The sequence below is a fragment of the Rhodopirellula sp. J20-39 genome (assembly GCF_057365095.1).
In genome coordinates this window covers 4,100,677-4,112,944 of record NZ_CP195123.1, presented here as the reverse complement: position 1 = coordinate 4,112,944, position 12,268 = coordinate 4,100,677, and the positions used below count along the sequence as shown (strand labels likewise).

Genomic DNA, 12,268 nt, shown 5'->3' with positions numbered 1-12,268 from the left:
CCTTCTAAAAGTGAAGGATTGCGATGCTGGACAAAGTAGCGTTCTCGAAGAAAGGAATTGCTAAGCCAGATGTTGGGCCGGGCAGGGCCACGTCCTGATTGCGTGTGGCCAACAGTTCTTGTGGATCGTCGGTGACCAGAGCCCGCTTTTCATCTCGCAACCGGGCGAAAGGAGCCGCATCACCTGAACAAAGTGTGCCAACTGGAAGAGCGTAGTCCGTCCCTAGGTCGTGGTACGCACACGACGTGAGTTCGAACTCATTGGAGTCCGGGCGAGCTGCCCAAACTTCCATTCCGCGGGCGATCGGAGTGCTCGCTGAACTGATCAGAACAGCTGTCGCTTGATAGCTCTCGCCACCCACCGGGATTCCAATCGCAGTTCTCAATAAGTCCGCTGACGCACCGGCCGCTCGTAGAAAGCCGGGGTGGTCGGCCAATTCATCGTGAATGATGGCACAACGCTGATCCCAAACGCTGCCTGGAAGTCCGCTTCCTTTTTCGAAACGAACGAACGAGCTAACATTTTGAAAACGCTCCATGGCCCCGTAATATCCCGCTTTCAAAGCCACTTCGGGATAGGGTCCAACAGGCTCCCAGACTTCAAAGACTCCGATTGGATCAATAACCGTTTCGTCCGGATTGCGCCAAGCAACAAGACGACCGAAACAACTTGACCGTCGTAATGGATCGGGAATGCGATTGCCGCTGATGCGTCCACTGGCAATTGGGTCGTGGTGACTTGTGCCGTGCCCGTAGACATTGCGAGTTCAACGACCGGCAGCTGACACATCATCCCGTCCGATGTCAAAAGGCCGTCTGAGCTAACGTCGTAAACAACGATGTCGCTGAGATAACAGTTCGATGGTATCGAAGAAGTTGTCAAGGAATTGGACCAGGATTGAAAACGGTGAAGAGGAAAAATCATTGGGTTTAACGTTCATTCCCGTGCAAATGCACGGATGGATTTGTTCGATCAAGCTTTAGCCGACGCCAGCAACTTCTTCCTGTTGCTGGCTTTCCGCCTCTTGCTTAGCCTTTTCGCGTGCCGCAGCGTCCGCGTTCAGCTTCTTGTGATCTTGCTCTTCCAGGAAATGAATCATCTTGCCGCGATAGTGGTAGTACTCGGGATGGTCGAGCACATCAGCACGGTTTCGCGGCCGCGCAAAAGGTAGACTGAAGATCGCACCAACGCGGGCGCGAGGTCCGTTGGTCATCATCACAACTCGATCGCTCATGAAGAGAGCCTCATCGACGTCGTGCGTCACCATGACGGTGGTCACTTTGTCACGCACCAAAATTTCAAGAAGGATTTCTTGAAGTTCCATGCGTGTCAGCGAGTCCAACATGCCGAACGGTTCGTCCAACAAAAGCATTTTAGGACGCAACGCGAAAGCTCGTGCGATGCCGACTCGTTGCTGCATTCCTTGGCTTAGATCCTTGGCCCGTTTGTTCAGACTGCCGCCAAGTCCAACCAGGTTGAGGTAGTAGCTGGCCAGGTCGACACGGTCCGCTTTGGACGACTTGCTGTAGACTTGGTTAACACCCAACATCACGTTGTCCAACGCCGTCATCCAAGGCATCAAACAGGGTGATTGGAAGACCACGCCACGATCAGGACCAGGGCCATCGATTTCCCGTCCGTCGATGACGACACCTCCGGTGGTAATCGGATTCAGCCCTGCCACCATGGTTAGTACGGTGCTTTTGCCGCAACCGGAATGCCCAAGCAATGAGACGTACTCGCCCTTTTCGAGATTCAGGTCAAACTCCTCGACGATGACCACGGGCCCCTTGTGGGTGTCGTAGGTTTTGCCGAGTCGAAAGAGTTCGATGTAGCCACGCATGGTGGGAACTTCCGTATAAAGTTGAAGCGAGCGGATGGGCTCGACGGTCGTTGGATTCGGAACAGACGCTAGGTCTGTTGCACTCTTATGCGATAGGTGCTGGCTTAACGCCGCGTGACGTCTTCGGGTTCGATGTCGGGCAATCGGAATGTCAAGTGTTTCGTAGCCGCTTGCTCAACCTGTCTTGCTCGTTGGCGTACCGCTACCAAGTAGTTGGTCACCGCGTTTCGCAAACCCTTGAAATGTTCGTCGTCGTTGAGTTCCGTCTTGTTACGAGGACGATCGAGTCCGACGGTGAAGGCGGGGCCCAAAGAAGCACACGGGCCTGGGTTTAACGGTACGATCCGGTCCGCCACCATGATGGCTTCGTCAACGTCGTTGGTGATCATCACACAAGTCTGGCGTTCTTCGCCCCAGATCTTCAGGATCTCATCCCCCAGTTGTGATCGCGTTAGTGCGTCCAAAGCCGACAAGGGTTCATCCAGCAGCAACACCTTTGGCTTCATCGCCAAGGTCCGTGCTAGCGAGGTTCGTTGTCGCATTCCGCCGGACAATTCGTGAGGTCGGCGATGGGCCGCGTGACTAAGCCCCACCATGTCGATGAAGCGATCCACATGAGCCAGACGATCCGCTTTGCTCCAATCTTTAAACACGGTGTTCACCGACAATGCGATGTTCCCGCGAACGGTCAACCAAGGCAGCAGCGAATAGTTTTGAAAGACGAGCCCGCGGTCAGGCGATGGCCCTGTGATCGGTTTGCCTTCCATCGTGATGGTGCCGGAATCGGGCTGTAGCAAACCCGCCAACAATTGAGTGAAAGTGGTCTTTCCGCTACCGCTAAATCCGACGATCGCGAGGAATTCTCCTTCGCGAATATTCAAATTGATGTTGCTAAGCACTTCGGTGCGGGTCACCCCGCTGCCATAGCCCTTGCAGGCACCTTTCATTTGAATGATGGGTTTGGGAGCTTCGCTGACCAGTTCCAGCGAGTCCGTCCGACCAATCGTAAAGGCTTCTGGTTGTAGAACCGCGTTCATATCGTGAGCATCGCTTTGGACGAATGAAATGAAAAATATTAAGATCGAGAGCCCAAGGTCGAGCACTCTGCGGCCGGCTAGTGTCCCCACACACAGCCGACCGCAGGGCGACTCGGGATCGTTGGGTCAGACCGGCGAAGGATTGCCGAAGCTGACCAAATTTCGAAGGAAGATCATGATGCGATCGAGTAGCAGACCGATGACGCCAATCACAATCACGCTAAAGGTGATCCGTGCGTAAGTCATCTCGCTACCGTTTTGAAATTCATCCCAAACGAACTTACCTAGCCCAGGGTTCTGGGCGAGCATGTCGGCGGCGATCAACACCATCCATCCGACACCCAAGCTGATTCGCATTCCTGCGAACATTAGCGGCAAGCTGGCGGGCAAAATAATTTTGAATAGTCGTTGCGACCAAGACAGACGCAGTACGTCGGCGACGTTGATAAAATCTTTGTCGACGCTCGCCACACCAAGCGTGGTATTCACGAGTGTTGGCCAAAGCGAGCACAGGCAAACGGTTGCCGCGGAGATCAGGAAAGCCTTGTCAAAGAACGTCTCGCCGGATGCGTAACCGGCGTAGTACCACATGATGACGATGAACGCCAACGGTAGCCACGCCAGCGGACTGACCGGTTTGAAGATCTGGATGAACGGTGTCAGAGCGGCGTTAAACCACGAGCTCATGCCGCACAATACTCCCAAGGGAACCGCAACAAGGGTTGCCAGCAAGAAGCCGAAGAAAACCGTCTTGATGCTGGTCCAAATTTGATCGATGAATGTCGGTGCACTCGAAGCTTCGAAGTTGGCGGCGGCCAAAGATCGCTTCATCAGCGAAGTTGACTTTGCGGCCAAGGCGGCTTGTTGAGTTCCGGTGCTTTCTTCCGAAGCAGCTTGGTATGCCTTCGCCTCGGCGAAAAGCTGAACAGCTTCGGTAAGTTTTTCTCGTTTGGCTTCCCGATCCAGTTCTTTTTGTGCGTAGTGCATTTCGAAGAGTTGCTTGCCAGCTTCGTACGTTGCCATCGGCCCCGGAAGTTTAGCACTATCGGTAACGACCGTTTTCGCCGCTGCACTCCACATTCCCAAAAAGATCGCAACCGCCACGATTGGCAACAACAAGAACTTCGCGATGCCGACAAACTGTTCTCGCTTGTCCTCACCAGCAGCGAGCCGCACAAACGGCTCCAAAATGGGCAAGCCTGCGAGCTCGCAAAATCTCAGTAAACTTCCTCGCCAATTCATCGTGGTCCGTCGCTTATGTTAATTTAGGAATGATTGAAATTTCGATACAGAACCGGTGATGGCTCTACTTTTTGGCTAGCGACTCGTCGTCCTTGTAGCCAATCTCAAATGAATTGATGTAGCCGATCGGATCTTTGGCGTCATACGTCTTGCCATCAATGAATTCCGAAGTGGCTTCGCGGTAGCCGTCATAGTCCGGCCCCGGCATTTCGGATGGATCCAGCTTGCCTTCGCTAATCAACAGCTCGGCCGCTTGGCGATAGATGGCTGGCTTGTAGATCTCCTTGGCGGTTTCCGCATACCAACTCGCAGGCTTCGATTCAGTGATCTGGCCCCAACGACGCATCTGAGTTAAGAACCAGATGCAGTCGCTGTAGTGCGGGTAACTCGCGTTGTGCTTAAAGAACACGTTGAAGTCCGGCATCTCTCGCACATCCGTCTTCTGGAAGACAAATGTTCCCGTCATGGATTTGCGAATCACTTCGACTTCTGCACCGACGTAATCCTTATTGCTAAGAATCTCAGCAGCTTCATCGCGGTTGACGAGCTTGCCAGATTCATCCGTTGCGTCGAGCCACTTGCCAGCCCGAATCAACGCCTTCACGACGGCTAGGTGAGTGTTTGGATTCTTGGTCGCCCAACTTTCGGCAACTCCGAAGACCTTTTCAGGGTTGTTCTTCCAGATGTCATAGTTCGTGGTCACGGGGACACCGATGCCGGTGACAACGGCCTTTTGATTCCAAGGCTCGCCCACGCAATACCCGTGAATGATGCCCGCTTCGAGTGTTTGTGGCATTTGTGGCGGTGGCGTCACGCTAAGCTGCACGTCAGCGTCCTTTACACCCGTCACGTCTTGTGCGGTATACAGACCTGGATGAATCCCAGCGGCGGCCAACCAGTAACGGATCTCGTAATTGTGAGTGCTGACCGGGAACACCATCCCCATCGGGAACGGCTTGTTTTGCTCCGTCTTGTAATCAGCGACGATCGGCTTGAGGCTATCGGCGGTGATCGGATGCGGCGGCGTTTCGGATTTCAGCTTCGGATCATTCTCCTGCATCTGAGCCCAAACATCGTTACTGACCGTGATGCCGTTTCCGTTGTAGTCCAGGCTATAAGCCGTCACGATGGGCGATTTGGTTCCGAAACCAATCGTGGCGCCGATCGGTTGTCCCGCCAGCATGTGAGCACCGTCGAGCTGCCCGTCGATCACTCGATCTAAAAGCACTTTCCAGTTCGATTGAGCTTCGACTTCCACGCTAAGGCCCTCGTCATCGAAGAATCCTTTCTCCTTGGCGATGACGATAGGGGCACAGTCGGTCAGCTTGATGAAGCCGAACTTCAACTTGGTCTTTTCAAGATTGAGCAAAGCCGATGGAACTTCCATGTCCGCATCGATCTTGAGCGATGAAACATCGACTTTCGCCGCTGCAGCTTCTAAATCCGCAAGAGTGATGTCATTCGAACCACAACCAACGAAGGTCGTTGCACCGGCCAAAACAAGGCAAGCGGTTATGAGAAATGCCACTCCCCGTGGAAGGGACTTCTGAAAACAAACTATGTTTGCGAAACGGTTAAAACTTATCAGCACGCGAGAATTCCTAGCCAATCAAGAAAAGTAAAATAAATGTCTTGATGGCATCGAAAAGCAAGCGGCGGGCCGCTATCAGGAAACTCCCCGTCTGGGCAACGCTAGGGGGCCGCATCACACGCTATCTTCCGATAAGAGTGCCGCAGGGTCGGTTAACGCGTGCCAAATGCGAAAGTTTCACACTGACGGGCTTGGAGAGGCCGCATCGATCCGGGAAAGAAGCTGCCCAGTAACCGGGCAAGGGCAAAGCAGCGTCAGGCAGCGACTGCCTAAAGGGAAGGCACAAAAAAACGGTCGACCAGCATAACTGGGCGACCGTTGATATGACGTTCGTTAGAACCTGAAAAGGCGTTCAGATCCGCCTAACCCAAGCGGCTTAATAGCGAGTCGTGAACTGAGCGTAGAAGAAGTCCGCGTCGTTGTTTTCGTCGACTGGACCGATCGCTGCGTCGTCGTAGTAATCGCCACCAGCGAAGTGCGAGTAACCAAGCACGATGTTATGCCGTGCAGTCAGGTTCACGTTCAACAAGAAGTCGATCTCGTGACCGAGGTCCTTCGACGTGGCTGCGGTGGTATCGTTGTAAGGTTGCATGGCGACGTTGTAAGGCGTCGTGTTTTCGACCATACGGAAGTAGTGGTACCAAACCAAAAACGAAACCTTGTCGTTGATCGGAGCGGTCGTCAGGATGTTGAAGTCGTGCAGGTTGCGGCGACCAAACAAGTCCATGAAACCGTTGTACTTGTGAGCCAACGGGAACAGGTGATCGTAACCGTTGTCACCGCGAGCAACGTCAGCGAAGTCGTCTTCGCCCGATGCGTAGTCGTAGTAGAACCATACCGTCGGACTTAGCGACTTGGTGTTGATCTTGCGTCCAAGACCCGCCGTGAAGAAGCCAGCGGAGTGGTCTGAACCGTCGGAGTTCTCGCCGAACTGGTACGCACCTTCGAAGTCATAAAGAATATCGCCGTTGGTCGAGCCACTGACTCGGCTGCCGATGTTGTGGACGTTAAAGTCCAGCGTATCGTTGTCGTAACCGAGATAGTACGCTTCAACTTGGCCAAGCGAGGTGTTCTTTTCGGTCAAGTACGTACCAAAGAACTGCTGATTCGAATCAGCCTTGTCGGTACCGTCAGCGTCAACGGGAACAAACTCAGTCCAGAAGCCATCGATCGAAGTGTCGCCGTATTTGTAAAGGCCACGAACACCTTCGAAGGTGCGGCGGGTGTTAGCCCAGTCCAATGGCGATACGGTCCGCTGGGCACCAAACAGCAATTCTTGACGACCGACGCGAGCGGTCAGCTTGCCGTAGTCGTTGTCGAACAACAACGCGTCAACGAAAAGGTTTTGAATGTCGAAGTCGTTTTCTTCGATCCCACGTGGGGTGAATGTTTCGCCCATCGATTGCGCGTCAAGAACTTCGCCGTAAACACGCAGGCAATCCAGTGGACGCCAGTCGGCGTAGAGCCGTTGGCGTGACAGCCAGAAGTCATCGTGGTTGCCGGTGATACCGCCACCATTGGCTGCGGTAGCTAGCTTGCCACGGAAGTTGCTTTCATCGTGGAAGCGATAGCGGGTTTCACCACCAAGGCTAAGCGTTCCAAACGGAGTCTTCATGTTTTTGAAGTGATCCGAGAAGAAGCGTGGCCCGTCGTAGTAGGGATCATCGAGGTACGAAAAGTCGTTGTCGTAGTAAACGCCTTTGTACGCACCCTTGAAACCCGCCATTGCGGCTTTCTTTTTCTTCGCAATGTCTGAGCGTGAAGGCCCTGAATAGCTATGCGAATAGGTGCTTTCCTGAACCGGCATCGTTATCGGGAAAGATTGGCTCGATTCGTCATAGCTTGCGGACGTATCGAAATTAGCAGCTTGGTCGCTGGCGGATGCCGTAGCCGATGTTTCCACTTCGTAGGGTGCGGCTTCCGTCATGGAAGTTTGCACGATTACGGTTTCAAGTCCGCTGTCGTCAATGTCTTGGGCTTGAGCGTCGCCGGCATGGAAGCCCGCAATAGCCATCGATAGCGCCGCGAGCACGAGTCGTCGACGCTGGGTATTTCTACGCGACATGATATGGGATTTCCCTTCCTAGGATGGACAGTTATGAGAGATTCAAATCTCGCCGCATAATGAAGGAACGGATTCAGTCGGCTTGTTCCGCCAGGACTTGCGTTCAATTTCATTCGAGACCAGTTGGGCACAGAGACGATTGAGAGTTCCTTCTCAACGCACCTAAAAGCCCGCACTGTTGTGAATCGGATAACTTTTCGGCCCAATTCCAAGAATTAGGCCAAAGTCCACAGCGTTGTGCATGCGGCAGGTGGTTGACCGTCCCAGCGGTAACACGCTCGCTAACCCGCACTGTTTACCCCGACCTCCGAACCGTCGCCTTTCGTTCGACCTTGTGGCGTACTGAAGCCCTTTGCGTCTAGAAAGGATCAATGCATGCGATTATCACGCACGCCTCAATCGACACAGCTTTCTCAATCCATCCGAGCAGCAAGGTCGATCGCACGATCCGCTCAACTGGTTTACTGAGCGATGATGTTTAGGTATTCAAGCCAAACTGTCACTCGCTTTTTGCTTTGCCAGATGCATTGAGCAAACCAAAAAGCTTGTGAGTCAGTCTAGCGACCGATTCGTTCGAGCGACCGATCTCGTATCTGGTTCAGTTCGGGGGGATCACTCGGTGCGCTGCCGGTGATGAAAATGCTGGCCTCGCGATACAACGCGAGATGTTCGACCATGTCAAACCAGGGAATGCGAGATCCTTCCCCATCGTCCTGAAAGAACCGTTTCAGTTCTCTCTGGCTCTCCGCTTCGGATTGTTGCAGCAACCGCAACGCTCGTTTGGGACGCTCGCTTTGGTGATAGGCCATGGCTAAAGGTGCATCGACTAACCCGACTCCCGGCCAATCGAGATCCATCCCCGAACTGGTTAGCAACTCGATAGCTTGGTCGATGTTACCCGCACGAAGATGCGTCAAACCAGCGATGTACTCGCAAACGGATCGCGGAGTGCTGCTCACTGAACTACGCCGTCGTCCGTGTTTGGGAAGAAAACGCGAACCGGGGTTCAGTTCAGCAGAAACGTCTTCACCATTGGTCGCTAGAAGATCGCTATCCCCATCGGAGTCCACAATAGGATCAGTGACACTCTGGAAACTGAAACCGCGGTCCATTCCTCGCGGCGCACTTCCAGGACGACGATCGCGGAACGGTGGCGGTCGCCGGTCCGATCGAGGGTCACCACCGAGTGATTCATTCTCCCATTCCTGTTTAGCAAGCTCCATCCACTGATCGGCCAAAACCGCAAGCTGGCGGTACGATTGAGACGAAAGCTGATTCGGCCCCACGACTGCATTCCGCATCCATTCCCAATGTTCAGCGGGGTTTCCGTCGGCTAATCGCCGTTCGATCTGCTGCGTCATTTCGGAGTAACCTTCGTGATGCTTCGTCATCACAAACAACGCTCCCACGCCCCACCACTGTGGCCGATCGATGGGGGCCCCCAGCTTCAAAGATTCAGCGAAATCGTCCGCCGCTTCCTTCCATAACGGCATCTCGATAAAGAAGTGGGCACGACTCAACCACGGCAAATAGTAGCTGGGTTGCTGGACAACGGCCTCATCAAACTCCGCGATCGCCTGCGCCCATTGCCCGTTGTCCGCGTGGGCTTGGGCATTCGCAACCAAGCTATGTGCCGTGGTGATCCGAGTGGCGAACTGTTCGATTTCTTGGAGTGCCTGTTCCTTTTGGTCTCGCTCGTGCATCGCCAATCGCATTTGCCACAAGCTAACGCCTGTCCCGATCAACATAGTCAGTCCCAGCAACATGCCGGTTCCCAACGCGATCCGATTGCGCCGTGCGAACTTGGCGAGTTGATATGCAACCGTAGGAGGCCGAGCTTCGATCGGTTGTTCACAAAGATAACGATTGATGTCGGCGGCCATGGCCGCGGCCGAATCGTAACGTCGCGTTCGATCTTTATCCAACGCCTTCATCACGATCCAATCCAGGTCGCCTCGCAACGAGGACGTCAACCGATTGGGTTCCAATTGTCGAGCCGCGGAAACTGTGGTTGCGGCGATCCCCAGCGTCGACAATCGCTTACTAGGCAGCGGGGGCTCTTCTTCCCGGATGATACGACGCATCTCATCAAGACCAGCCGAATCCAATCGAGCACGATCGAACGGCGTAGCGCCAGCCAGCAGTTCATACATCATCACACCCAGCGAATAGATATCGCTGCGAGTGTCCACGTCCAGCCCGCTCATCTCCGCTTGCTCAGGGCTCATGTACAGCGGGGTGCCGATCATTGAAAAGAACCGCGTATAGATCGTCTTGTCAGTCAACACTTGCCCAACCGCCTTGGCCACACCGAAGTCAATGACCTTCGCAACGGGCTTGGCGTCATGCAGCGTGACCATCACATTGGACGGTTTGATGTCGCGATGGATTACACCTTTTTGGTGGGCGTGGTGAACCGCCGAGCACACATCAGACAACAAACGCAATCGCTGGCGGATGTCCAAACGATGGGCATCGGCAAATCGAGTGATCGAAACACCGCGAACCAGTTCCATTGCGAAATACGGACGTCCGTCCTCCGTGACGCCGGCATCAAACACTCGAGCGATGTTGGGGTGATCCATCAACGCGACCGCCTGGCGTTCCGCTTCGAAACGTGCAATCACTTCCTTGGATCCTGTCCCAGGTTTAATGATTTTCAGAGCGACGCTGCGACGTACCGGACGTTCTTGTTGAGCGACGAAGACCAAACCAAAGCCGCCCTCGCCGATCTGTTCCATCAATCGGTAGTCACCGACCATCTCGCCAATGTGTGTAGTGGATTGGGCGTCTGGCAAACTGACCGGTGGACGATCTAACGCGTGATCCGGATCGGCGTGCGCGCCTAGCAAAGCGTTCACTCTGCCGCGTAGTTCGAGATCGTTCCCACAGACCTGATCCAGGTACGCTTCCCGCGCAGCGAGATCCTCTTGCTCTATCGCGTTCAGAAAGATCGTCTTTTCGGATACTGTCGTCATGAGTCGAACTGTACGGCGATAATATGAACGTATGAAACAAATCGTTTCGAAACAAAAGACGTCGACGAAACGGCGTACGATGTCAGTGATGTTTCGGCCCAACTCGGCTTTGGTGTAGGGCGAAACCAGGGATCGCGCTCCCAATCGCAATAGATAGTTGCGGAACGTTGTGCGCCATTCGGCAACACCACATTGGTTGGTTCGATTGAACCAATCGTATTTCGGCAACCCTCTATCGCGCCGTTGATCGTGGTGGATGAGGCAACGGGTCCCACATACGTGCCAACGCACTCAAACTCGCTGCCTCGTGCACAACCGTCGATTGACCTGGGCAATGCACTAACCATGGATCTCGCGGTGCAACCATGCACGAGCATACGCCCAGTTTCGTTTGACGGTGCGGGGTGAGCTTCCCAGCATTTCGGCGGTTTGGTCAATCGTCAGCCCAGTGAAGTATCTCAGCTCCACAAGCTTTGCCAGATTTTCATCTTCCGCGGCGAGTTTGGTGAGAGCTTCGTCCAACGCCAAAAGAGCCTCGGAGTCATCGGGATCGATCACGGCGTCGTCGGACGACAATTCCACTCGTTGCCGATCACCGCCTCGCTTTTCAGCGTTTCGCCGACGTGCCGACTCAATCAATATCCGCCGCATCGACTCCGCCGCCGCAGCGAAGAAATGCCCACGGCCATCCCAACACGGCGAGTCCTCTCCGCCGACCAGTCGCAGGAACGCCTCGTGAACCAGCGCGGTTGGCTGGAGCGTGTGCGAGGACTTCTCTTGGGTCATCTTCCGCGAAGCCAATCGGCGTAGCTCTTCGTAGACAAGCGGTAAAAGCTGATTGGCTGCCTGCCGGTCACCGCCTTCAAGCTGATGGAGTATTTGGGTGACTTCGCTATTCATGAACTCATTTCATTGTCGCCTGGAGGTATCCACCGCTTACGAAATGACAGCATCAAAGCCGATTATTCGCAATCGCATCGTCATTGTAAGAACTTCGTTGGCCCGGCGGTGCGTCATGCTTCGTTGAACTTCTGACTCCAGAACCTGAAGTAACGCGGCGGTGGAGCGACATGCGTATTGCCCCCCTGAGTCGGGCCACGTGGTATCCCCATTATTCGCAAAAAAAGCCTGCACCTGCTTGGATCGGCGGAAGGGTCTCGCTATCGATCTTCACCGTGGGCGCATAAAAAAACCTCCGACGGACTCGTGGGAGGTTTCTGGGTCTGCTCTGTTGAACTTCTGGCGAACTATTCGCGTGGGCGAATGGCACCGGTCAAACCGCTGTAGTCAATGCGGTCAGTCGTGTGCCAAAGGGGTTGGCCGAGTTCAACGCGACGGCGAAGGACTTCGATTTTCTCCGGGCTGCCCGCAGGGGCATCCGTTGCGGAAAAGAGTTCATCTTCTTGTGGGATGAAATCTTCGTCGTGACCGTAGCGAAGGATAGCTTCGAAGACGTTCTTGCAATGACTCATACGTTACTTATTTTTCCTGATCCGACCTCGACCCGTCCTG

At 54.3% G+C, this 12,268-nt stretch carries 9 protein-coding genes; all 9 read right to left on the bottom strand.

Annotated elements, in window-relative coordinates; genetic code table 11:
• Positions 1 to 4 precede the first annotated feature (4 nt).
• Positions 5 to 538 carry a hypothetical protein gene (locus ACR3ZL_RS14960; RefSeq protein ID WP_473652322.1) on the bottom strand — a complete coding sequence of 178 codons (534 nt, stop codon included), beginning with the start codon at positions 536 to 538 and terminating at the stop codon, positions 5 to 7.
• A 441-nt stretch (positions 539 to 979) separates the two neighbouring features.
• The gene (locus tag ACR3ZL_RS14955) at positions 980 to 1,843 is read right to left on the bottom strand and encodes an ABC transporter ATP-binding protein (RefSeq protein WP_473652323.1); all 864 of its coding nucleotides are present in this window, start codon (positions 1,841 to 1,843) and stop codon (positions 980 to 982) included.
• 104 nt (positions 1,844 to 1,947) lie between these two features.
• Entirely contained in the window at positions 1,948 to 2,880 is a 933-nt protein-coding gene (locus ACR3ZL_RS14950; RefSeq protein ID WP_473652324.1) for an ABC transporter ATP-binding protein, read from the bottom strand.
• A gap of 126 nt (positions 2,881 to 3,006) precedes the next feature.
• Positions 3,007 to 4,077, bottom strand: a complete 1,071-nt coding sequence (locus tag ACR3ZL_RS14945; RefSeq protein WP_473652325.1) for an ABC transporter permease — start codon at positions 4,075 to 4,077, stop codon at positions 3,007 to 3,009.
• 109 nt (positions 4,078 to 4,186) lie between these two features.
• On the bottom strand, positions 4,187 to 5,650 hold the full coding sequence (locus tag ACR3ZL_RS14940) for a CmpA/NrtA family ABC transporter substrate-binding protein (protein ID WP_473652326.1): 1,464 nt from the start codon (positions 5,648 to 5,650) through the stop codon (positions 4,187 to 4,189).
• A gap of 439 nt (positions 5,651 to 6,089) precedes the next feature.
• Positions 6,090 to 7,778, bottom strand: coding sequence for an alginate export family protein (locus ACR3ZL_RS14935; RefSeq protein WP_473652327.1), 1,689 nt, complete (start codon positions 7,776 to 7,778; stop codon positions 6,090 to 6,092).
• 557 nt (positions 7,779 to 8,335) lie between these two features.
• Positions 8,336 to 10,756, bottom strand: a complete 2,421-nt coding sequence (locus ACR3ZL_RS14930; RefSeq protein WP_473652328.1) for a serine/threonine protein kinase — start codon at positions 10,754 to 10,756, stop codon at positions 8,336 to 8,338.
• Between the two features lie 339 nt (positions 10,757 to 11,095).
• Positions 11,096 to 11,656: an ECF-type sigma factor gene (locus ACR3ZL_RS14925; RefSeq protein WP_473652329.1), complete on the bottom strand. Its 561-nt coding sequence runs from the start codon at positions 11,654 to 11,656 to the stop codon at positions 11,096 to 11,098.
• A gap of 347 nt (positions 11,657 to 12,003) precedes the next feature.
• Positions 12,004 to 12,228 (bottom strand): hypothetical protein, encoded by a 225-nt coding sequence (locus tag ACR3ZL_RS14920; protein WP_473652330.1) that lies wholly within the window; start codon positions 12,226 to 12,228, stop codon positions 12,004 to 12,006.
• Positions 12,229 to 12,268: the final 40 nt, after the last annotated feature.